At 71.6% G+C, this 22,674-nt stretch carries 19 protein-coding genes; 4 read left to right on the plus strand and 15 right to left on the minus strand.

Annotated features, from left to right (window positions below; all coding sequences use genetic code 11):
- Positions 1-9: 9 nt before the first annotated feature.
- The 14 genes from murC to ABCQ75_RS15430 form a co-directional block, all read right to left on the minus strand.
- On the minus strand, positions 10-1,410 hold the full coding sequence (murC, locus tag ABCQ75_RS15365) for a UDP-N-acetylmuramate--L-alanine ligase (RefSeq protein WP_345886516.1): 1,401 nt from the start codon (positions 1,408-1,410) through the stop codon (positions 10-12).
- Positions 1,407-2,540 carry an undecaprenyldiphospho-muramoylpentapeptide beta-N-acetylglucosaminyltransferase gene (murG, locus tag ABCQ75_RS15370; RefSeq protein WP_345886517.1) on the minus strand — a complete coding sequence of 378 codons (1,134 nt, stop codon included), beginning with the start codon at positions 2,538-2,540 and terminating at the stop codon, positions 1,407-1,409. The genes murC and murG overlap by 4 nt, the downstream gene beginning before the upstream one ends.
- Before the next feature lie 5 nt (positions 2,541-2,545).
- A complete protein-coding gene (gene ftsW, locus ABCQ75_RS15375) occupies positions 2,546-4,033 on the minus strand; it encodes a putative lipid II flippase FtsW (RefSeq protein ID WP_345886519.1) in 1,488 nt (495 codons plus the stop codon).
- Between the two features lie 3 nt (positions 4,034-4,036).
- A complete protein-coding gene (gene murD / locus ABCQ75_RS15380) occupies positions 4,037-5,581 on the minus strand; it encodes a UDP-N-acetylmuramoyl-L-alanine--D-glutamate ligase (protein WP_345886520.1) in 1,545 nt (514 codons plus the stop codon).
- Entirely contained in the window at positions 5,578-6,687 is a 1,110-nt protein-coding gene (gene mraY, locus ABCQ75_RS15385) for a phospho-N-acetylmuramoyl-pentapeptide-transferase (protein WP_345886521.1), read from the minus strand. The genes murD and mraY overlap by 4 nt, the downstream gene beginning before the upstream one ends.
- Positions 6,684-8,198, minus strand: coding sequence for a UDP-N-acetylmuramoyl-tripeptide--D-alanyl-D-alanine ligase (locus tag ABCQ75_RS15390; protein ID WP_345886522.1), 1,515 nt, complete (start codon positions 8,196-8,198; stop codon positions 6,684-6,686). The genes mraY and ABCQ75_RS15390 overlap by 4 nt, the downstream gene beginning before the upstream one ends.
- Positions 8,195-9,841, minus strand: a complete 1,647-nt coding sequence (locus tag ABCQ75_RS15395) for a UDP-N-acetylmuramoyl-L-alanyl-D-glutamate--2,6-diaminopimelate ligase (protein WP_345886545.1) — start codon at positions 9,839-9,841, stop codon at positions 8,195-8,197. The genes ABCQ75_RS15390 and ABCQ75_RS15395 overlap by 4 nt, the downstream gene beginning before the upstream one ends.
- Before the next feature lie 101 nt (positions 9,842-9,942).
- The gene (locus ABCQ75_RS15400; RefSeq protein WP_345886523.1) at positions 9,943-11,784 is read right to left on the minus strand and encodes a peptidoglycan D,D-transpeptidase FtsI family protein; all 1,842 of its coding nucleotides are present in this window, start codon (positions 11,782-11,784) and stop codon (positions 9,943-9,945) included.
- 75 nt (positions 11,785-11,859) lie between these two features.
- Positions 11,860-12,507 carry a cell division protein FtsL gene (ftsL, locus tag ABCQ75_RS15405; protein WP_345886524.1) on the minus strand — a complete coding sequence of 216 codons (648 nt, stop codon included), beginning with the start codon at positions 12,505-12,507 and terminating at the stop codon, positions 11,860-11,862.
- Positions 12,504-13,502 carry a 16S rRNA (cytosine(1402)-N(4))-methyltransferase RsmH gene (gene rsmH / locus ABCQ75_RS15410; RefSeq protein ID WP_345886526.1) on the minus strand — a complete coding sequence of 333 codons (999 nt, stop codon included), beginning with the start codon at positions 13,500-13,502 and terminating at the stop codon, positions 12,504-12,506. Before rsmH ends, ftsL begins: the two co-directional genes overlap by 4 nt.
- 151 nt (positions 13,503-13,653) lie before the next feature.
- Positions 13,654-14,085 (minus strand): division/cell wall cluster transcriptional repressor MraZ, encoded by a 432-nt coding sequence (gene mraZ, locus ABCQ75_RS15415; protein WP_345886527.1) that lies wholly within the window; start codon positions 14,083-14,085, stop codon positions 13,654-13,656.
- Between the two features lie 770 nt (positions 14,086-14,855).
- Positions 14,856-15,230: a DUF3040 domain-containing protein gene (locus tag ABCQ75_RS15420; RefSeq protein WP_345886529.1), complete on the minus strand. Its 375-nt coding sequence runs from the start codon at positions 15,228-15,230 to the stop codon at positions 14,856-14,858.
- 193 nt (positions 15,231-15,423) lie between these two features.
- Entirely contained in the window at positions 15,424-16,650 is a 1,227-nt protein-coding gene (dinB, locus tag ABCQ75_RS15425) for a DNA polymerase IV (protein WP_427916120.1), read from the minus strand.
- Positions 16,651-16,798: 148 nt separating this feature from the next.
- Entirely contained in the window at positions 16,799-17,032 is a 234-nt protein-coding gene (locus ABCQ75_RS15430) for a hypothetical protein (protein WP_345886533.1), read from the minus strand.
- Here ABCQ75_RS15430 and ABCQ75_RS15435 point away from each other — a divergent pair.
- Positions 17,031-17,342: a hypothetical protein gene (locus ABCQ75_RS15435; RefSeq protein ID WP_345886534.1), complete on the plus strand. Its 312-nt coding sequence runs from the start codon at positions 17,031-17,033 to the stop codon at positions 17,340-17,342. The genes ABCQ75_RS15430 and ABCQ75_RS15435 overlap by 2 nt on opposite strands.
- Before the next feature lie 5 nt (positions 17,343-17,347).
- Positions 17,348-18,451: a polyprenyl synthetase family protein gene (locus ABCQ75_RS15440; RefSeq protein ID WP_345886538.1), complete on the plus strand. Its 1,104-nt coding sequence runs from the start codon at positions 17,348-17,350 to the stop codon at positions 18,449-18,451.
- Between the two features lie 17 nt (positions 18,452-18,468).
- Here the strand turns inward: ABCQ75_RS15440 and ABCQ75_RS15445 are convergent, their stop codons facing one another.
- The gene (locus ABCQ75_RS15445) at positions 18,469-18,822 is read right to left on the minus strand and encodes an Rv2175c family DNA-binding protein (protein WP_345886540.1); all 354 of its coding nucleotides are present in this window, start codon (positions 18,820-18,822) and stop codon (positions 18,469-18,471) included.
- 269 nt (positions 18,823-19,091) lie between these two features.
- On the opposite strand from ABCQ75_RS15445, the gene ABCQ75_RS15450 reads away from it, so the two are divergent.
- Both ABCQ75_RS15450 and pknB read left to right on the plus strand, forming a co-directional pair.
- Positions 19,092-20,474 carry a LysM peptidoglycan-binding domain-containing protein gene (locus ABCQ75_RS15450; protein WP_345886542.1) on the plus strand — a complete coding sequence of 461 codons (1,383 nt, stop codon included), beginning with the start codon at positions 19,092-19,094 and terminating at the stop codon, positions 20,472-20,474.
- Positions 20,475-20,535: 61 nt separating this feature from the next.
- Positions 20,536-22,539, plus strand: coding sequence for a Stk1 family PASTA domain-containing Ser/Thr kinase (gene pknB / locus ABCQ75_RS15455; protein WP_345886544.1), 2,004 nt, complete (start codon positions 20,536-20,538; stop codon positions 22,537-22,539).
- Positions 22,540-22,674 lie beyond the last annotated feature (135 nt).

A 22,674-nucleotide genomic window follows, 5' to 3' on the forward strand; every position in this document is an offset into this window, starting at 1 on the left:
GGCCGGCCGCTACCGGCCACGCAGCGCCTCCAGGATCTCCTGTCCCCGCGAGGTGACGTCCCCGGCGCCCACCGTCAGGACGATGTCCCCCGCGACTGCCGCCTGTGCGAGGTCGGCCGCGGCCCGTGCAGGGTCCGCGGCGTAGGCGCCGGCCGGGAGGTGGGCTGTCACGAGCTCGCTCGTCACGCCCGGGATGGGGTCCTCGCGCGCGGGGTAGATGTCCAGCACCCGCACGGTGTCCGCTGCGGCGAGCGCGTCGGCGAACTCCCGGGCGAACTCGCGCGTGCGGGAGAACAGGTGCGGCTGGAACAGCACGTGCACGCCGTGCCCGCCCGCCACGGCCCGGGCCGCAGCGAGGGCCGCACGCACCTCCGTGGGGTGGTGGGCATAGTCGTCGAAGACCCGGACCCCGCGCTCCTCCCCCTTGGGCTCGAAGCGGCGCGACGCCCCGGTGAAGTCGGCGAGCGAGGCCACGGCGCGCGCAGGGTCCGCGCCGACCGCGACGGCTGCTGCGAAGGCGCCTGCAGCGTTGAGCACGTTGTGCAGCCCGGGGACGGAGAGCGGCAGGGCGTGCACGGTGCCCTCCCACTCGAGCGAGGACCCGGTGGGATCGAAGCGCACCCGGATGTCGGCGTCGTCCGCCGAGCCGTAGAGCAGGACGCGCGGCGCGCCGGACAGCGCACGCACCCGGCCGGCGAGGGCCCGCGCGCCCGGGTCGTCGGCGCACGCGACGAGCAGGCCGTCGGCGGGCAGGAGCGCGGCGAACGCGTCGAACGCCGCGTGCACCGCCTGCTCGGTGCCGTAGTGGTCGAGGTGGTCTGCCTCGACGTTCGTCACGACCTCGACGAGGGGACGGTAGTTGAGGAACGAGGCATCGGACTCGTCCGCCTCGGCGACGAACACGTCCGTCTTCCCCGCGGCCGCGTTGACGCCCAGGGCCGGGACGGTGGCGCCGATCGCGAAGCTCGGGTCGAGCCCCGCGCCGCGCAGCATCCACGTCGCCATCGAGGTGGTGGTGGTCTTGCCGTGCGTGCCGGCAACGGCGATCACCCGGCTGCCCGCCATCGCGGCTGCGAGGGCCTCGGACCGGTGCAGGACCCTGAGCCCGCGCCTCCGGGCCTCCTCGAGCTCGGGATTGTCCGCACGGATCGCGGACCCGGCCACGACGGTCTCGGCGTCCTCGAGGTTCTCTGCCGCGTAGCCGACGGCGATCCGGGCGCCGAGCGCGGCGAGGTCCCGCATGACCGGCAGGTCCTTCGCGTCCGAGCCGCTCACCGGGACGCCGCGGGCCACCATGACGCGCGCGACCGCGGACATCCCCACGCCGCCGATCCCGACGAAGTGGACCCGTCCAAGGGGGGAGAGAGCCCCCGCGCCCGTGTCTGTGCCGCCCATTGCCTCGCCGCTCATGCCTGTGCCGCCTCCATCACCATCTGTGCCATCGTCGCATCCGCGTCCCTGATCCCGAGCCCTGCCGCCCGGCGTGACATCTCCGCGAGCCGGGGGGCGTCGGCAAGCAGCGGAAGCACCTCGCCTCCGAGCCAGTCGGGCGTGAACCCGGCGTCGCGGACCATGAGCGCCGCCCCCGCCTCCACGAGGCCGCGGGCGTTGAGCGCCTGCTCCCCGTTGCCGATCGGCAGCGGGACGAAGACCGCCGGCAGCCCGACGGCGGCGACCTCGCACACGGTCCCGGCACCGGCACGGCACACGATCAGGTCCGCGGCCGCGTAGGCCGTCTCCATGCCGTCCACGTACTCGGCCTGGCGGTAGCCCGGCGCGGCGAGGGGCTCGCCGTCGGGCCCCACCAGCGCCTTGCCCCGGCCCGTGATGTGCAGGGTCTGGACCCCGGCCTCCGCGAGCCGGCCGAGCGAGGCTGCGAGCGTCCGGTTGATGCTGGCTGCCCCCGACGACCCGCCGGTCACCACGAGCGTGGGCCTGTCCGGGTCGAGGCCGAGCGCCGTGCGGGCGGCAGCGCGGGCAGACTCCCGGTCGAGCCCCGCCACCTCGCGGCGCATCGGCATGCCGACGAGGCGCGCATGCCGCAGGGGCGTCTGGTCGAACGCCTTGCCGACCCGGCGCGTGAAGAGCGCCCCGACCCGGTTGGCAATCCCGGCCCGCGTGTTCGCCTCGTGGATCACGATCGGAACCCCGCGCCTGCGGGCTGCGATGTACAGGGGCGTGCACACATAGCCGCCCACGCCCACGAGGACGTCCGCGCCCGCATCCTCGAGGATGCGCTCGGACTGGCGGATGGCCCGCAGGAGGCGCCCCGGGAGGTGCAGCAGGTCGAGGCTCGGGCGGCGTGGGAGCGGGACGCGGTCGATCGTGGCGAGCTCGAAGCCCGCCTCCGGGACGAGCCGGGTCTCCATGCCGGACTGCGTGCCGACCGCGAGGATCCTCGCTCCGGGAGCAGCGTCGAGGACGGCCCGCGCGATCGCGAGGAGCGGGCTGATGTGCCCGGCGGTGCCGCCGCCTGCGAGCACGACGGACGGACTGGCACCGGCGGACGGGGACGGGCCAGAGGGAGCGTGGGGGGACATGCGGGTCAGACGGCCTTCCGTTTCTTGGCGGGCGGACGGGGCACGGGGCGTGCACCGGTCCGTGCGGGGCGCTTCGGGGCGCCGGGGCCCGTGGCCTGCGCGGACGACGCCGACGGGGCGCCTCCGGCGTCCGGTCCGCCGCTGCGTGTCCCGGCGCGCGCGGATTCCGCGGGCTGGGAGCCGGTGCGCTGGAGTCCGGGGGCCGAGCGGCCGGGGTTGCGAGGGGGCCGGGCCTCTCCGCCGGGCGCCCGCCGCGGCAGGCCGGGCAGGCGGATCCAGCCCATGGGCCCGGCCCCTGAGGCGGCCATCTCCTCGCGCGCGAGCGAGAGCACGACCCCGATGCCGCCGAGGGTCATGACTAAGGCGGAACCGCCGTAGGAGATGAAGGGCAGCGGGACCCCGATCACCGGTAGGAGCCCGGTGACGACGCCCATGTTCATAGCGGCCTGCCCGAGCACCCACACCATCACGGTGCCCCCGAGGATGCGGGGGAACATGTCCTCCTGGCGTCCCACGACCCGGTAGATCGAGACGGCGAGGACGGCGAACAGCGCGACCACGACGAGCGCTCCGACGAAGCCGAGCTCCTCCCCGATGATCGCGAAGATGTAGTCGTTGTGGGCTTCGGGGAGCCAGTTGTACTTGAGCCGGGACTGGCCGAGGCCCACCCCGAGCCACCCGCCCTCGGCGAGGGCGAAGAGCCCCTGCGTGGACTGGAAGCTGATCTGCTCGGAGTCGGCGCCCGCGCACTCCTGCCCGAGCCAGGAGCTGATGCGGCACATGCGGTTCGGGCTCGTCACCGCTAGCACGGCGGCCCCCGCGGCGAGCACGAGCCCGGCGACCACGAAGAACCGGCCCGAGACACCCGCGAAGAAGAGCCCGGCTGCGACGATCATCATCACGACGAGGGCGGTGCCGAGGTCCTCGCCCCACAGGATGAGGCCGATGATGCCGAACCCGGCCGGGACCGCGGGGACGAGGGCATGCTTCCAGCTCGCCAGGAGCGGGGCCTTCGCGGTGAGCACCGTTGCCAGCCACAGCGCGAGCGCCAGCTTCGCCGCCTCCGAGGGCTGGAACGTGAAGCCGCCGAACTCGATCCAGTTGCGGTTGCCGAGCACCGACTTGCCGATCCCGGGCACCTGGACAAGGCCGAGGAGCGCGACCGCGAGCAGGAGCGCCGGCCAGGCGAGCCGCTTGAGCCAGCGCACATTGATGCGCGAGAGGAAGAGCATCAGGACGAGTCCGGCGGCGCCGAACACCGCCTGTTTGGCCGCCGCGGAGTACGGCGACTCCCCCGCCGCGATGTTCTCGACGCTCGACGCCGAGAGCACCATGAGGATCCCGATCGCGGTGAGCGCCAGGGTGGCCCCGAGGATGAGGTAGTAGCTCGCGCCACTGCTGGCGTTCTCGGTCTGGGCGACGCGCTTCCAGAGGGCCGCGAGGGTTCGCAGGGGGCTGCCCGACGGCCGCTCCTGCTGAGCCGTGCCGGCCATGTCCTACTCCTTGCCTCGGTCCTCCGAGCCCGTCCGGCCCGTTCCGATCGACGCGACCGCTGCCGCGAACGCGGCGCCCCGGTGGGCATAGGACTCGAACTGGTCCATGGACGCCGCGGCGGGCGCCATGAGCACGGTGTCCCCTGCGGTGGCGTGCTCGGCGGCGATCTCGACGGCCCTGGCCATGACAGCCTCGCCGCTCGGGCGATCCCCTTCAGTGTGGACCGGCCCGACGACGATGACGGGGACGTCGGGCGCGTGTCGTGCGAGCGCGGCGGCGAGGGCGGAGCTGTCCCGGCCGATCAGCACCGCGGCCTTGAGCCGGTCCGCGTGCCGCGCGACCAGGTCGTCGTACTCGACCCCCTTCGACAGCCCCCCGGCGATCCACACCACCGGTCTGAAGGCCGCGAGGGACGCCGCCGCCGCGTGCGGATTGGTGGCCTTGGAGTCGTTGACCCAGGCCACGCCGTCGAGCGTCGCGACCGTCTGGATGCGATGGTCACCGGGGCCGTAGGCCTGCAGCCCGCGCTTGATCGCGGCCGCCTCGACGCCGCAGGCGCGCACGAGGGCCGCGGCCGCGAGGGCGTTGGCCACCATGTGCCGGGGTGCGCCGGGGCCGAGGTCCTCCAGCGAGGCGAGCTCGGCTGCGTGGTCGCGGCGCTCCTCGATGAAGGCCCGGTCGACGAGGAGGCCCTCGACCACGCCGAGCATGCTCACGGCGGGCGTCTGGGTGGTGAAGGCGACCGCTCGGCAGCCTTCCACGACGTCGGCGTCCTCGACCATGCGCTCGGTCTCGACCTGCTCGGCGTTGTAGACGCACGCGATCTGGGTGTTCTCGTAGATGCGCGCCTTGTCGGCGAGGTAGCTCTCGTAGGAGCCGTGCCAGTCCACGTGGTCCTCGGCGACGTTGAGCACCACGGAGGCCAGCGGCGACACCGAACGGGCCCAGTGCAGCTGGAAGCTCGAGAGCTCGACAGCGAACACGTCGTACTCCACGGGCTCCCGGATGGCGTCCAGGATCGGGGTGCCGACGTTGCCCACGGCCACGGCCCTGAGGCCCGCCGCGCGGAGCATCGACTCGACCATGCCCACCGTCGTCGTCTTCCCGTTCGTGCCGGTGATCGCGAGCCACTGCGCGGTCTTCTTGCCACGGCGCTGCCGGACCCGCCACGCGAGCTCCACGTCTCCCCACACCTCGACGCCGCGGCACGCGGCCTCCGCGAGGAGTGCCTGGTCGGGACGCCACCCGGGCGAGGTCACGACGAGGTCCGGCCATGCGCCGTCGACCTTCGGCAGGCGCGCGACGGCCTCGGGGCCCAGGAGCACGTCCTGGGCGCCGACGATCCTGAGCGTGTCGGCCTGCGCCTGCGCGCGCTCGGTCTGGGACGCGTCCACCACGACGACGGCGGCGCCGAGCTCGATGAGCGTGTCCGCCGCCGCGAAGCCGGAGACCCCGATCCCTGCCACGACGACCCGGAGCCCGGACCAGTCGGAATCCCACGAGGTCAGCGATGCGAGGCGCCCTGCCGCCTGAGACGACGCGCTCACAGTCCGGCCACCCACTCTGCGTAGAACACGGCCAGGCCCGCTGCGACGCACAGCCCGGCGAGGATCCAGAACCGCACCACCACGGTCACCTCGGCCCAGCCCTTCAGCTCGAAGTGATGCTGGAGGGGCGCCATCTTGAAGAGGCGCTTGCCCTTGGTGGCCTTGAAGTAGCCCACCTGGAGGATCACCGAGAGCGTGATGAGGACGAAGAGGCCGCCGATGATGCCCAGGAGCAGCTGCGTCCGGGTCATGATCGCGAAGCCCGCGATGGCCGCGCCGATCGCGAGCGAGCCGGTGTCCCCCATGAAGATCTTGGCCGGGGACGTGTTCCACCAGAGGAAGCCCACGAGCGCGGCGCTCATGATCGCCGCGAGGAGGGCAAGGTCCATCGGGTCCCGCGTGGAGTAGCACACGCTCCCCGTGACGCGCTCAGACCCGCACGCCTGGTTGCCCTGCCAGATCCCCATGAGGGTGTACGCGCCGAAGACCATGATCGAGGCCCCGCCGGCCAGCCCGTCGAGGCCGTCGGTGAGGTTCACGCCGTTGCTCGCAGCGGTGACGATGAGGTTGGACCAGATGACGAACAGGATCGCCCCGATGACCGTCCCGCCGAACGCGAGGTCCAGCCATGGGATGTCGCGCAGGAACGAGATGTGCGTGGATGCCGGGGTGAGCCCGTGCTCATCCGGGAACTGCAGGACGAGGAGCGCGAACACGATCCCCACGAGCCCCTGGCCGATGAGCTTGGCACGTGCTGAGAGGCCGAGGCTGCGCTGCTTGGAGATCTTGATGAAGTCGTCGAGGAAGCCCACGAGGCCCATGCCGACCATGAGGAACAGCAGGAGCGCCGCGGAGATGGTCGGTCCGACGCTCGCCGGGTTCATGAGCCAGGTGGCAAGGTGCGTGAGGTAGTACGCGGCGACGGTTGCGAGGACGAAGACCGTGCCGCCCATGGTGGGCGTGCCGCGCTTCGTGTGGTGCGTGGTGGGCCCGTCGTCCCGGATGAACTGCCCGTAGCCCTTGCGGACGAGGAACCGGATGAAGAGCGGCGTTCCGACGAGCCCCAGGACGAGGGCCAGGCCGGAGCCGATCAGGAGTGCGATCACGTCAGCTCCGTTCGTGGGTGTGCCGTGGGGCTGGGCAGCTCGGCCCATGCTATCCGATCGCCGAGGTGCCTCAGGCCCACCCCGTTGGACGACTTGACGAGGACGAGGTCCCCCGGCTGGAGCTCGCGTTCGAGGAGTTCGAACGCCTCGTCGGCGTCCTCCACGAAGGAGCATTCGCTCCCCCACGATCCCTCGTTGACGGCACTCACGTAGAGGGCGCGCGCCTCCCGTCCGACCACCAGGAGCCGGTCGATGTTGAGGCGCACCACGAGCGTTCCGACGGCGGTGTGGGCAGCGATCGTGTCCTCGCCCAGTTCCCGCATGGCCCCCAGGACGGCCCACGTGCGCCGGCCCCGTCCGAGGTCCGCGAGCGTGCGCAGGGCTGCCCGCATGGACTCGGGGTTGGCGTTGTAGGCGTCGTTGATCACGGTCACGCCGTCGGGGCGGTCCGTGCGCTCCATGCGCCACCGGCTGCCCGGGCCCTGGGCCGAGAGCGAGGCGGCGATCTCCTGGGCGCCCACGCCCGCGGCGGCCGCGGCGGCGGCCGCGGCGAGAAGGTTGCCCGTGTGGTGCTCGCCGATGAGGCGGCTCTGGACCCGCACGGACGCACCCCCGCCCACGGTGAGGTCGAAGACGGGGTGCCCCTCGGCGTCGACCGTCGCATGGTGGGCGGCGACCAGCGTGCCCCGCTGCCCCTCCGCCGCGAATCCCTCGGGGTGTGCGGTGAAGAACCAGCGCGCCGCCGTGGTGCGCGGCTCCATCGCGCGCACGCGCGCATCGTCGAGGTTGATCACGGCGGCGCCGTGCACGGAGAGCGCCTCGAGGAGCTCGCCCTTGGTGCGCGCGATGTTCTCGACACCCCCGAACTCGCCCGCATGGGCGCTGCCGACGACAAGCACGACTCCGATGTCCGGCCGCACCATCTCGGCCAGGTAGCGGATGTGCCCGACCCCGGTCGCGCCCATCTCGATCACGAGGTACCGAGTGGACTCGTCGGCCTCGAAGACCGTGAGCGGTACGCCGACCTCGCCGTTGTACGAGCCCTGCGGGCATACGGTCGCCCCCGGCCCGGCGGAGCCCTCCGGGGTCGATCGGAAGATGCCCGCGAGCAGGTCCTTGGTCGTGGTCTTGCCGGCTGAGCCGGTGATGCCGACGACCGTGAAGGCCTCGCCTCGCGCAGCGCGGGCGGTGCGGATGCGGCGCACCGCCTCCGCCGCGAGGCTCCCCATCGCGAGGACCGCGTCGGGGACGATGACGGACGGGGGCACCGCGCCGTCGGCTCCGGGCACCTCCCGCTCGCACAGGGCGAGCACGGCGCCCGCCCCGAAGGCGGCGGCGACGAAGCTGTGCCCGTCGGCGTTCTCTCCCGGTTTGGCCACGTAGAGCGAGCCCTCGCGCGCCTCGCGCGAGTCGGTGACGACTGAAGTGGGGACGATGGCGGGGTCGGCCGTCTCCGGCACGAGGCGCCCGCCCGTGATCTCGGCGATCTCCGCCGCAGTGAACTCGATCATTCTTCCCCGGACTCTATCGACTCTCCGCCCGTGGGGCGGAATCCGTGCTCGGCGAGGGCAGCCCGCAGCTCGTCGCGGTCGTCGAGCGCGAGGTTGACCCCCTTGACCTCCTGCCACGCCTCGTGCCCGCGGCCCGCGACGAGGACCACGTCCTCGCGCGTGGCGAGCGCGACGGCCCGGCGGATCGCGTCCGCGCGGGGCGCGACCTCGATGACCATGCGGTCCCAGCCGCCCGAGGCGTTCTCCTCCAGCGCGCCGGCGAGGACGTCGGCGCGGATGGCGGCGGCATCCTCGTCGTGCGGGTCGTCATCGGTCACGACGACGACGTCGGCCCCACGCACCGCCACCGCCCCCATGAGGGGCCGCTTGCTCTGGTCGCGCTGGCCTGTCGCGCCGAAGACGAGAATGAGCCTGCCCGCCCCGGCCGGCCGGACGGCGTCGAGCGCGCGGGCGAGCGCGTCGGGATTGTGGGCGAAGTCGACGACGGCCGTGGGCTCGGCGGCGACCGCCTGCATGCGCCCGGGCACCTCGACCGCGAACGGGTCGGCGGCGTCGAGGGCGCGCTGGACGTCCTCGGCCGTGGCGCCGGACGCGAGGACGAGGAGGACGGCGAGGGCCGCGTTGGCCACGTTGAAGCCGCCAGGCAGCCCGCAGCGCACGCGCAGCGCGGCGCCGTCGCGGTGCCGCAGCTCGAACACCGTGCCGAGGCCCGAGGCATCGAGGGAGCCGACCGTCCAGTCCGCCTGCGGCGCATCCGGGCGGGTGCTCAGGGTCGTCACCGGGATCGTGGCCGCGGCGGCGAGGCGCGCCCCCCACTCGTCGTCGACGGTCACGACGCCCCGCTCGGCGCGCTCGGGAGTGAACAGGGCCGCCTTCGCCGCGAAGTACTCCTCCATGGTGCCGTGGAGGTCGAGGTGGTCCTGGGTCAGGTTCGTGAACCCCACCGCGTCGTAGTGGACTCCGTCCACCCTGCCGAACTCGATCGCGTGCGAGGAGACCTCCATCGATGCGGCGGTGACGCCGCGCTCGCGCATGAGCGCCAGGAGCGCGTGGACATCGGTGGACTCCGGCGTCGTGAGCCGGCTGGGGATCGGCTCGCCGCCGGCGACGATCTCGATCGTCCCGATGAGCCCGGTCGTGTGGCCGAGCGCGCGGAAGAGCGAATTGGCGAAATAGGTCGTGGTCGTCTTGCCGTTCGTCCCGGTGACGCCGACGAGCGCTGGACGGCCCCCGTGCAGGGCGGTGCCGTAGATGCGGGCGGCGAGCGGGCCGGCCACCGTGCGGGGGCGGTCGACGACGAGCACGGGCACCGCGCTCACGGTCTCGGACAGCGCGAGCTGGGTGGCGCCGTCGTGGTCGGTGACGATCGCGACCGCGCCGGCGTCCACGGCGTCGCGCGCGAAGTCCGCACCGTGGCGCGTGGCACCGGGCATGGCGAGGTAGAGGTCCCCGGGGAGGACCGACCGTGAATCGAGGCAGACGCCGGTGACGACGGTGTCTGCGGGGAGGGCCTCGGCCTCGGCCTCGAGGCCGAGGAATCCGGCGACCTCCGAGAGGGGGACGGGATCCACGCGCTCGGGGCGCAGGGCGCGGGAAGCGTCTGGGGTTCCGCCGTTGCCGGGCGGGGGCCCGTCCGTCGGCATGGGCTGCTGGCTCACGTTCACCTTCACTGCTCGGGAGGAATCCAACTCTAGTCGCTCGGCTGCCGAACCCCGACTGGCGGGCAGGTCCTGCTCGGGAGGCCTCACTTCGCGTACTGCGGAAGGCGTGACGGCGCTCCTGTGGACGGAGGCACGTTGTAGAGGCGGAGCGTCTGGGACAGCACGGAGCGGAAGACCTCGGCGTTCGCGATGCCGAAGATGTCGCCCTTGGGCCTCTGGACCACGACGGCGACGATGAACCGGGGGTCCTCCATCGGTGCCATCCCGATGAGGGAGGAGGTGACGCCGCTGTAGCCGGCGACCCCGTCCTCGCGGGGCGCCTCGGACGTGCCTGTCTTCGCCCCGACCCGGTACCCGTCGATCGCAGCGGGCTCCACGTGGCCCGTGGTCACCGCGCTCTCGAGCATGTCCTTGACCTGCTGGGCGGTCGACTCGCTCATGACCCGGGTCGGCGCAGCGGTCTCCGGCCGTTCCTCGGAGCCATCGGCAGCCACGTAGGCGTCGATCAGCCGCGGCTGCACCATGATGCCGCCGTTCGCGATGGACTGGTACGCGCGCACCGTCTGGAGCGTGGACTGGGTGAGGCCCTGGCCGAAGAGCACCGTGTACTGCTGGCGGGTATCCCAGGTGTCGGGCTTGGCGAGGATGCCGCGGTTCTCGCCGGGCAGTCCCAGCGACACGGGCTGGCCGATCCCGAACTTCGTGAGCCAGTCGTAGCGCTGCTGGCGCGTGAGCGCCCTTCCTGCCATCACTGTCCCTGTGTTCATCGAGTACCCGAGGATGCCCGCGAGGGTGCGCTGCTCCGTGCCGTGCTCGAAGGCGTCGCCGAAGGTCTGCCCCTCGATCGTGTACTGCGAGGGCACGGTATAGCGGCTCAGGGGCTTCGCCTTCCCCTCCTCGATGAGGGCTGCGAAGGTCAGGGTCTTCTCCACCGAGCCGGGCTCGTAGGCGGCCGTTACGGCCCGCGCGCCCCTGTCCTCGGCGGCGGATCGGCCCGGGTCGTTGGGATCCACGGAGTCCGTGTCCGCCATGGCGAGGATGTTGCCGTCCTTCGCGTCGGCCACGACCACTGTCGCCCATTCGGCGCCGTACTTGCCCGCCTGTGTCTGGATGGCCTGCTGGGCGAAGTACTGGAGGTCCGCGTTGATGGTGAGGCGCACCGTGCGGCCGTCCTCGGCCTCGGTCAGCCTGTCCGTGGCGACGGGGATCCGCAGGCCATCGGCGCCGATCTCGTAGACCCGTTCACCGTTCCTGCCGGTGAGGACTGAGTTCTGCGTCTGCTCGAGGCCGGCCAGGGCGGTCCCGTCCGCGCCCACGAAGCCCACGAGGTTCCCAGCGACCGGCCCGTTCGGGTAGACCCGCTGGGAGACGCCCTCGGACAGGACCCCTGGGAAGCCGAGGGCCATCACCTTGGCCTCGGTGTCCGGGGTCACGTTGCGCGCCACGTAGTTGAACGGCTTCTCGCCGGTGACCGCCTCGGTGACCTCCCCGACGGACTTGCCGAGGATGTCCGCGAGCTCCTTGAGGAGCTGTGCACGGGGCACTTCGACGAGCTTGACCGAGTCCCCGGTCTCGATGCGCCGGTCGATGTGCTCGAACTCCGGGTCCGAGGCGAGGCGCTGGTCCACGGTGATGTTGTAGCGCACCACGCTCGTGGCGAGGACCGTGCCCTTGGAGTCGACGATCTCGCCGCGCTCAGCAGGGAGGATCGTCTTCTGGAGCCGCTTGCTGAGGGCCGCTTCAGCGAGCCCGCCAGAATCCAGGCCTTGGACCATGACCAGCCGCCCGGCCACCACGAGGAGGAAGGCGAGCATGGCAGCAAGCCCGAGCCGGAGGCGCCGCTTCGCGCGCGCGGCCCGGCGCTCGGTGCCGTCGGAAGGGCCGTCGCGGCGGTCTGCCGCCAGCGGCCGGGGCCTGCTGCTCATTGCCACACCGTGTCCTCGGTCCTCGCCAATTCCATCGTCTGCCAGCTGCGCCCGTGCGCGGTCCGAGGCTTGGCGCTACTCCCCGGGGGTGCGCTGCGCAGGAGCCGGGATCGAGCCGCCGTTGAGCGCCTCGGTCTCCGTCTTGCGCGTTTCCTTCTTCTGGGTCGGGGCGGGCGCAGGGCCCGGGCTGGCCTCCGCGCGCGCCATGAGCGGCTCCCCCGTGATCGGCGCGGGGACCGGGTCGATCTGGCCCGGAATGGCCGGCGCGGCGATGACGGCCCCCTGCGGGGCAGCCTTCTCCGCCGCCTTGGCCTTCCCGGTGACCGCGAGCGTCGCGAGGTCGATCTGGCCCTTCGACGTCGAGGCGACCATGCCCAATTCTGCCGCGCGTGCGGCCAGATTCTGGGGAGCCTCGTGGTTCTGGGCGCGCTGCGTCAGGTCCTGGTTCTGCTTCTGGAGGGTCAGCTGCTCGCTGCGCAGCTGGACGAGCTCGTACTGGCCGGTCGAGACCGAGATGTTGAGGACGAGCACGCCCACGAGCGCAGCGGCGAGGACGCCGAGGCAGAAGATCGCGAAGGGGGCGCGCCGGCGGACCGGACTCGTGCGGACGAGGGCAAGGGGGGCACGGCGCGCCGGAGCAGGGGTGCGGTCGCGGCCCGGGAGTGCGGCGGCGAGCGCCGAGGTGCCCGAGATGGCGCGTGTGGGCTGTGCTGCTGGGCTCATCTGACGCTCCTTGACCTGATTCGTTCTGCTGCGCGCAGCCGCGCGGACGCCGCCCGCGGGTTCTCCGCGATCTCGTCATCCGTCGGCACCTCGGTCCCCTTCGTGAGGACCTTGAGCTCTGGACGGTGCTCCTCGAGTTCGACGGGGAACCCCGGGGGTGCCGACGAGCGGCTCCTCGACTGCAGGGCGCCCTTGACAATCCTGTCCTCGAGCGAGTGGTAGCTCATGACGACGATCCGGCCGCCGAGCCGGAGCGCATCGACCGCGGCGGGGACGGCGCGTTCGAGCACATCGAGTTCTTCGTTGACCTCGATCCTGAGCGCCTGGAAGGTGCGTTTGGCCGGGTGTCCTCCCGTGCGGGCGGCTGCGGCGGGGACGACGGCGCGGATCACCTCGACGAGGCGTCCCGTCGTCGTGAGCGGGGCTTCTTCGCGGGCCGCGACGATGGCCTTCGCGATCCGTCCGGCGAACTTCTCCTCGCCCCAGGCGCGGATGATCCGCGTGAGCTCTTCCGCGCTGTAGGTGTTGACGATGTCGGCGGCCGTCTGGCCGCGGCTCGTGTCCATCCGCATGTCCAGCGGGGCGTCGTAGGAGTACGCGAACCCGCGCTCGCGCTCATCGAGCTGCAGCGAGGACACGCCGAGGTCCATGAGGATGCCGTCGGCGCCGTCGAGGCCCAGGGAGCCGAGCACCTCGGGGATCTCGTCGTAGACGGCGTGCACGAGCCTCGCCCGGTTCCCGAAGCGCGCAAGCCGCGCTCCGGCGAGGGCCAGCGCCTCCTCGTCGCGGTCGATCCCGACGAGGGTCACGTCGTCGTAGCGCTCGAGGATCGCTTCGCTGTGGCCGCCCATCCCGAGCGTGGCGTCGACCACCACGGGGGACCGGCCAGCGGTGCGTGCGGCGTCGATCCCGCCGCCCAGGAGGGTGACGCAGCGGTCCCGGAGCACGGGCACATGGCGTTCCGAGGTGGGCCGCTGTCCCTGGCTGTCGTCCATCGGCGTCTCCTTCCGTGCGCTGGCCTGCTCTGGGCTCCTCATTGCTGGACGGCTGGTCCAGATCCCCCTCCGCACCGCCTCCGCCTGGCTCCGGGGAAGGTGAGCCAGGAGTAGAGGCCGGGCGGCTGGAGATCTGGTCCAGCCGGTGGGATCACAGGATCCCGGGTATCGCGTCGTCGTCGGTCTCGGAGAACGCGTTCTCCTTCTCGGCCAGGTACTCCTCCCACGAGGCCGCGTCCCAGATCTCCGCCCGGGTCCCCACGCCGATCACGGCGAGGTCCCGCTCGAGACCTGCGTACTTCCGCAGGTTCTGCGGAATGGTGACGCGCCCCTGCTTGTCAGGCACCTCATCGGAGGCTCCAGACAGGAAGACCCTCAGATAGTCACGCGCCTGACGCGAGGAGATAGGGGCTTCCCGCATCTGTTCGTGGACTCTCTCGAATTCCTTCTGGCTGAAGACGTAGAGGCAGCGCTCCTGGCCCCGGGTCAGAACCAGCCCTTCGGCAAGCTCGTCGCGGTACTTGGCCGGGAGGATGAGCCGTCCCTTCTCGTCCAGACGCGGCGAATGCGTACCGAGCAACACCGGCACCACCACCCTGTCTGTCCGAAGAGCTGAACGTCCCTATCCGCCACTTCCCTCCAACATGCTCCACTTTACTCCACAAGCCTCCCCCGTCAACGCGCTGCGTGGCGTGTCGGGCCGTGTCTTTGCCGGGAAGATCCTCGGAATCCCGCGGATTAATGAAGCGGGGAGGGAAGTGGAGGAGGCGCTGCGTTTCCCTCCTCACCCGAGGACGTGCCGACGTGACTGCAGAGCGTGTCGACCTCACTGCAGAGAGGGACGGGCGAAGTCAGGGAGGGAAGTGGAGCCCAGGGAGCAGAGTGGAGCCCCGGAGCCAAATGGAGCCGGCATTGGGGCTGGGAGCGAAGGGGCCCAGGGGAGAATGCCGCGGCCAGGAGCAGCGTGGAGCCTCAGGAGGGAAACGGGCGGGGAAGGACACAGCTCCCCCGAGAACGGCTCCCCCGAGAGCTGAGCCGAGCCCAGCCGGGGTGGAGACCTGCCCTGCCTGCAGCAAAGGCCCCGGAACCGGATTCCGGGGCCTTCACATTCCACCGCCGCGATTCGGCGTTGCTGGGGTTCTGGGCCTCTGGGGTCATGTCGGGTCGAGAGGCTGCACGGTGTCACCGGGTGCTGCGCTGGACCAGCAGACCGCACTGGACCATCGGACGCTGTGCTGTGACATCGGATGTCGCGCGGGGGTGTTCACTGGCGCGCGGGCGCGCACCATCGCGTAGGCGCCCAGCTGGGAGGCTGTACCTCAGCGCGAGTGCTGGCGCGGCGCCTCGGCAGGGTCAGGTGTCGTCGCGACGCCGTTCGTCCCAGCGCGCCTCGAGCCGGCTGAGGAGGCCGCCCCCCTTGGAGGACGCCGCGGCGCCCGGGCCGGACCCGGAGCCGGTCCTGCGTCCAGCCCTCCGGAGCGTCCCGTAGTAGACGCTCGCGCCCATGGCGAGGAAGCCGAGGACGCCCACGAGCACGTTCTGGATGCTCACGCCCACCAGCAGAACGAGAACGCCGACAATCACGCCGAGGACGCCCAGGACGATGTGCTTGGTCGAGAAGGTCCGCAGGGCGTCCGCTCCCATGGAGTCGGCAAACTTCGGGTCCTCATCATGGAGCTGCTTCTCAAGCTGCTCCAGCATCCTCTGTTCATGCTCGGAGAGAGGCATGGCGACTCCTTCATGCGTGCACGTGATGGCTGCCCCATCACCTGCATCAACGCACTGAACCGACCATGGGTTCCCGCGCTCCGGTCGAGCCGATGCGGACCCCGACCGCACACCGGGAACCTCCAGCCGACTCACTGCACTCTATGTTCGAGGTCTCTTAAGGATAGGTGGTCGAGAGTGGTTCCAAAAGGAGTCAGTGGCCCCTGCCGCCGTCATCGTCGGCGGGGAATAATGGCGGCCCATCGGGCATCACCGGGCTGTGGGACCGGGCGGGCCTGTCGCGCGCATCCGGCGCGAGGAGCCTGGCGGGACGCAGCGTTCCGGACCCGAAGCGGGCCGACACCTCGTCGAGGGCGGACTCCGCGGTCCGCCAGTTCTCCTCGGACATGTCGAGGCTCATCTGGCGGGGGACGCCTGTCCCGCGCTCGAGCCGCTCGGCACGGAGTCCGATGAGGCGGACCCTCTGGGGGCGCGTCCCGAGGCCGAGCAGGAGCGCCCGCGCCTCGGCGTACAGCTGCTGGGCGCTGTCGGTCGGGACGGAGAGCGTGTGCGAACGGCTCAGGGTCGAGAAGTCCGCGTAGCGGAGCTTGAGCGCGACCGTCCATCCGGCGAGCCCGGATGCGCGGAGCCGCTCGGCCACGCGATGGGCGAGCCGGAGGAGTTCGCGGTGGAGCACGGCGTCGTCCGCGACGTCGACAGCGAAGGTCTCCTCGGCGCCGACGCTCTTCTCCTCGCGCACGGGGGTCACGCGGCGCGGGTCCCGACCCCAGCTGAGCTGCTTCGCGTGAAGGCCGGAGGCACCGAGCGCCCTGCTGAGCGTCGAGTCGGGCGTGTGGGCGAGGTCTGCCACGGTATGGATGCCGAGCCGCGCGAGCGCTTCCCCAGCCTTCTGCCCGATCCCCCAGAGCGCTCCCACGGGCAGCGAGTGCAGGTACTGGACCGTGTCCTCGGGCCGGACGACGAGCAGCCCGTCCGGTTTGGACCTCGCAGAGGCGATCTTGGCAACGAATTTGCTCGAGGCGACCCCGACTGAGGCCGTGATGCCGAGATCGGCCCTGATACGGGCTTTGATCTGCGCCGCGATCTCCTCGGGCGCACCGAGCCGCCGGACCGCTCCGGACACGTCGAGGAAGGCCTCGTCGACGCTGAGCGGCTCGACGAGGTGGGTGAACTCGCCGAAGATCTCCATGAGCTGCCGGGACACGCTGTAGTACAGCGTGTGGCGAGGAGGGACGACAAGGGCGGACGGACACTGCCTGAGCGCCCTCGCCATCGGCATGGCGCTGCGGACCCCGAAGGCCCGGGCCTCGTAGCTCGCGGAGAGGACCACCGACCTCTCCCCCGGGAACCCTACGATGACCTGCCGGCCCCGCAGCTCGGGCCTCTCGCGCTGCTCGACCGCCACGAAGAAGGCGTCCATGTCGACATGCAGGATCCCGCGCCGGCGCAGCTCCTCGAGGCCCTCGCCGGCGCCCGGTGCATGCTCGGTCGCCACGCGTCCATCGTAGGTGCGGGCGTCCCACTACACTGGTCGGGACCCCCGCCACGGATGGAAGGAACACGGTGAGCTACAGCACTCGAGGGATTCGGCGAGCGGCCTGGGCCGCGGTCCTGACGGCAACGGCAATCGCGACCGCCGGATGCTCGTCGGACGGCGCATCCGCCACGCAGACCTCGACCGCCGCGGAGACGGCTGCGAGCGCGTCGGCGTCGGCAGAGCCGAGCGCTTCGGCCACCGCATCGCCCTCGGCGACGGTCAGCGCCATCGCCTCGGGATTCCCGAGCGAGCTCATCCCGCTCATGCCGGGCGCAACGGCCATGGCCACCAGTTATGACGCCTCGAAGACCCCCGCTGTGGCCTCTCTCGTCGCGATGACCTCAGCCTCAGCCGACGAGGCCCTCGCCTTCTACTCCAAGTCCTTCCTCGCGCAGGGCTTCACGGCCGTTCCGGCGGAGAGCCCGAAGTCGAAGGCCTCGGGCGCTGCTGACACCCGCGTCCTCGACTTCGTGCGGGCCGACGGCAAGGAGACGGCCACCGTCTCGACTGTGACCGCGAACGGGAAGACCACTGTGACGGTCGGGGCGGCCGTGGCCGCGTCGAGCCTCAAGTAGGCCTCGTGCAGCAGCCGAGCGCCTCCGCCGCACATGAGGGCGAGCAGTCCCGGTACAGGGAGGCGCTCGCTGCGCAGCTCGGCGCCTTCCTCGACCGTCGGCGGGCAGACATGGAGAACGTGTCGCCCGACGTCGCACCCCTCATGGAGGCCATCACCGGCCTCGTCTCCGGCGGGAAGCGGCTTCGCGCGCTCCTCTCCTACTGGGGCTGGCGCGGAGCCGGCGGCGGTGAGCTCGCCCCCCAAACCGTCGCCACCGGCGTCGCCCTCGAGCTCTTCCAGGCGGCGGCGCTCATCCACGACGACATCATCGACCGGTCTGACACGCGGCGCGGCGCGCCGAGCGTGCACCGCCGCTTCGCCCAGCTCCACGAGGGCTCCGGCTGGACCCTCGACGGCGAGCGCTTCGGCCACGCCGCCGCCATCCTGACCGGCGACCTGTGCCTCTCCTTCAGCGAAGAGGCCTTCACTGAGATCGGTGAAGCGGCGGGGGCGGGGACGCCCGCGCGCCGGATCTTCAACACCATGCGCGCCGAGGTCATGGCAGGGCAGTACCTCGACATCCTCGAGGAGGTCGCGGGCCCGGTCCGCAGTCCCGAATCGGCCGTCTCGCGGGCCCGTACCGTCATCCGCTTCAAGTCGGCGAAGTACTCGACAGAGCATCCGCTCGGGATCGGCGGCGCGCTCGCCGGCGCGGACGACGAGACGCTGGCGGGGTACGCACGCTTCTCGCTCCCCCTCGGCGAGGCGTTCCAGCTCCGTGACGACGTGCTCGGCGTGTTCGGCGACCCGCTCACGACCGGCAAGCCGGCTGGCGACGACCTGCGGGAGGGCAAGCGCACGATGCTCGTCGCCCTGGCCCTCGGTGCAGCGGGCGAGGCCGGGCGGCAGGAGCTTGCCCGTGGGCTGGGCAATCCAGGCCTGGAGCTCGACGACGTGGACCGCCTCCGCGCGGTGATCGCGGACAGCGGAGCGCTCGCGCAGACCGAGGAGCTCATCGACCGGCTCGCCCACCAGGCCGCCGAGGCGCTTGACCGGCTGGGCCTCGACCCGCTCGTCCATGGCGCCCTCACGGCGCTCGGCCGGGCAGCAGTCCGCCGCACCGCCTGAGCGCGGCGGACGCCACCCTACCAGGCCAGGATCTGGGCGCGGCGCCTGATCTCCGTCTTGCGCCCTTCGCGAAGGGCATCGATCGGCCGCCCGCGGAGCGACTCATCGGGCGTGAAGAGCCACACGATGATCTCCTCGTCGCTGAAGCCGGCGTCTCCGAGGACGGCGATGGTCCCCTTGAGGCTGTCCACCACATGGTCCTCAGCGAGGAAGAGCGCCGGGACGGCCCGGACCTTGCGCTCGCCCACGCGTGCCGCCACGAGGGCACGCTCATCCAGCAGGCCATGCACCTTGGTGATCGCGCATCCCAGCTTCTCCGCCACATCCGGGAGGGGAAGCCATTCCGCCACCAGGTTCTCGATATCACTCACGCCTCCAGCGTGCCATGCCGCACGCCCCGGGACCTAGTCCGGCGCCCCCTCAGGTGCGCGGGAGCGTCCGCCTCCCTCGGAGCAGGACCGCCCCACTGCAGGAGAAGGAGAGATGGGTCACCCACGCCGTTGCGCCTTGTGCCCCTCTTGAATTCGTGAGAGATTCACATTCGTCACATGAGTAACATGATTAAATTGCACAACAAATGCAACATGAAAAACTCTGACCCCATGGGTCGCCACTACACACCAGCCAAGGAGGACGACCGATGAGCCCGTCCGGCACCAACGGGGCCGCTGCTGCCAAGGCCAGCCTTCCCCTCGTCGCCGCAACCACCGCCGTGCTGCCGGCCGTCGCGCTCTCGTCGCTCGCGCTCGCCGAGCCAGCCGCCGCGGCACCCGCCGCCGAGCGCCAGCTGCCCGGCACCCTCGTCTCTGCCATGGAGCGCGCGGGGCATCAGGCCGCCGTCGTGCCCGCTGCGGAGATCGCGGCGCTCGTCCCCTCGCGGCTCGCACCGCTCAGGCAGACTCCGCGGGAATACACGATCGCGCCCGGCGACACCGTGTGGGCCGTGGCGCAGCGCTTCGGCCTCAAGGTCTCCGACGTCCTCAAGCTCAATGGCCTGCGGGCCGACTCCCTGATCTTCCCTGGGAAGAAGCTCAGGCTCTCGGCCGCCTCCGCTCCTGCGGCACCGAAGGCAGCCCCGACTGCCGTGGCCGCGAAGGGGCCGACCCTGGCCCGCGGCGGCACCTACAAGATCAGGGCAGGGGACACGCTCTCCGGGATCAGCTCGCGCCTGAGGATTCCCATGAGCTCGCTCCTGTCCGCCAACGGTCTCAAGCTCACGAGCGTCATCTACGCAGGCCGCACCCTCAGGCTCCCCGGCGGTACCGCTGCCGCTGCGGCTTCGGCCGCTCCCAGGGCCGCGACGCGGACGTCCGTCCAGACTCCGGCTCCGGCGCGCACGAGCACCTACACGATTCGTCCCGGGGACACGCTGTACGGAATCAGCGCCCGGCTCAAGGTGCCGATCGCGGACCTCCTGTCCGCCAACCGGCTCAGCCTCTCGAGCGTCATCTACGCGGGCCGCACCCTCAAGGTTCCCGGCTCGTCGTCGACTGCGTCCTCCGCGGTCCGCCCGTCCTCCTCGACCCCGGTGAAGCAGCTCGTCCCGGACTCGTTCCTCGGCTACAAGTACCCCGCTGCGGTGGTGCAGTCGGCCAACGAGAACAAGCGCCTGCTCAACGCCTCGCCTGTTCCGAGCACCGCCCAGATGAAGCAGATCGTGGCTTCGACGGCGCGCTCCATGGGCCTGGACCCCTCGCTCGCACTTGCGGTGGCGTACCAGGAGTCGGGCTTCAACCAGCGCGCGGTATCCCCCGCCAACGCGATCGGCACCATGCAGGTCATTCCCTCCTCGGGGCGGTGGGCCTCGGAGCTGGTGGGCCGCAAGCTGAACCTGCTGGACCCGTACGACAACGTCACAGCCGGAGTCGCCATCCTCCGCGCTCTCGTGCGCACGTCGAAGGACGTCGACCACGCGATCGCCGGCTACTACCAAGGCCAGTACTCCGTGAGCAGGAACGGCATGTACGAGGACACGAAGGCGTACGTCAGAGCGATCCGCGCCCACCGGGCGACCTTCCGCTGAGCACGGCCGGCGCGGGCGGTCCGAGAGGGACCGCCCGCGCGAGAGCGCATAGGATCGTGGGGTGAATTCGAACCTGGGCGACCCGCTCGTCGGCTCACTCGTTGCCGGTCGGTACCGTGTCCTCTCGCGTCTCGGCACCGGCGGGATGGCCACGGTGTACCTCTCGATGGACACGGTCCTCGACCGGCAAGTGGCCTTCAAGGCCCTTCACCCCCACCTCGCCCGGGACGACTCCTTCCGAGCGCGCCTCGAGCGCGAGGCGAAGGCCGCCGCGCGCCTCTCGCATCCCCACGTTGTCTCAGTCCTGGACCGGGGCCAGGACGGCGAGGTCTTCTTCCTGGTCATGGAGTACGTGCCGGGACGCAACCTCCGGCAGCTGCTGGACGAATCGGGCCCGCTCGCGCCCCGCCAGGCGCTCGCACTCGTGGATGCGGTGGTCGAAGGGCTCGCCGCTGCGCACGCCGCCGGGCTCATCCACCGGGACATCAAGCCGGAGAACGTCCTCCTCGGCGATTCAGGCCAGATCAAGGTCGCGGACTTCGGCCTCGCGAGGGCTGCCACATCGTCCACCAGCACCGGGCTGACCTTCGGCACCGTCGCCTACATCGCGCCCGAGCTCGTCGAACAGAGCGGGGCAGATGCCCGCAGTGACCTCTACTCGGCGGGCATCATGCTCTACGAGCTCCTCACGGGGGTCCCCCCCTTCCGCGGCGACCTCCCGGTCCACGTCGCCCTCGCCCACGTGACCCGTGACGTGCCGCCCCCATCCGAGCTCGTCCCGGGCCTCTCGCGGGAACTCGACGAGCTCGTCCAGTGGGCGGCCGCGCGGCAGCCTGACGATCGCCCAGTCGACGCCGACTCCCTCCTGGGCGAGATCCGCCACATCCGGACTCACCTCAGTGACGAGGAGCTCGACCTCGTGCCGTCCGGAGCGCCCTCTGCGCGTGCGGCGGCGCCCGCCGGCGCGACAGAGGTGCTCGCGGGCGGCGACGGACGGGGCGCGCGCGCGGCGGGCGCACCGACCGAGGCCCTCGCTGCGGTCCTCCAGCCGACGACGGCGGTTCCCCGCCCCGAGCCGACGGCGCCTCCGAGCGCGCGCGAGGCGAAGCGCCGTGAACGCGAGGCCAGGAAGGCGGCCGAGGCTGCCGCGGCGACGCCGACCCGCGATCTCGGGCCGCGGAGGCGCGGCGCCGTGTGGGCAGCGGTGATCGTCCTGCTTGCTCTCGTCGCGGCGGCCGCAGGGTGGTTCTTCGGGGTCGGCCCCGGCTCCGCCGCGACGGTGCCGGGGGTCAGAGACCTCACGGTGGCACAGGCGAGGCCGCTGTTCGAGCGGGCCGGGCTCGCCTTCTCGACACGCGAGGTGTTCGACGACGAGGTGGCCCGCGGGCTCATCGTCGGCAGCACGCCAGAAGCAGGATCCGAGATCCGGCGCTTCGAGGACGTCTCCCTGCTCGTCTCCAAGGGCCCCCAGCTCTTCCCGCTCCCGGACGTCAGGACCAAGACCCTCGACGCCGCCGAAGAGGCCCTCACGGCCGCGGGGATGACCGCAGGCAAGGTCACCGAGGCGTTCGACGAGGAGGTTCCCGCCGGTGCCGTCATCTCGCAGAAGCCTGCAGCAGGGACCGATGCGCGGCGCGGGACGGCCGTTGCCCTCGCGGTGTCCAAGGGTCCGAAGCCGATCCCCGTCCCGCAGGTCGTGGGCATGTCCCAGTCGCAGGCGCTCGCTGCCCTGCGGACCGCGGGGCTGGATCCTGTGGTCTCCTCCGACGAGGTCCACCACCGGACGATCCCGCGCGGAGCCGTGGCCGCCCAGTCCCCCGGCGCCGACGCGTCGCTGGTGAAGGGCGGGAAGGTCACCCTCACGATCTCCAAGGGACCGCGGCTCGTGCGCGTGCCGGACTTCATCGGAAAGCAGGCGAGCCGTGCGGCCGCGGAGCTGCGGGAGCTCGGCTTCGAGGTGCGGATCGAGAACGTCCTCGGCGGGTTCTTCGGGACCGTCCGCGACCAGGACCCGGTGGATGCCGAGGTGCCCGAGGGCAGCGTCGTGACCCTCACGGTGGTCTGAGCGCGTTGTGGCTGCAGGGCCGCCTAGGTGTACCGGGTCATGACGTTGGTGGCAGGCGAGTCGTGTTGACGTAGGGAGAGCCTCCGGGTGGGGTGTGGCTTGTCGAAGGCTTTCACCTGACCCCGGAGGCTCTCT

Origin of the sequence: Sinomonas halotolerans, assembly GCF_039615075.1 — a bacterium.
GTDB lineage: Bacteria > Actinomycetota > Actinomycetes > Actinomycetales > Micrococcaceae > Sinomonas > Sinomonas halotolerans.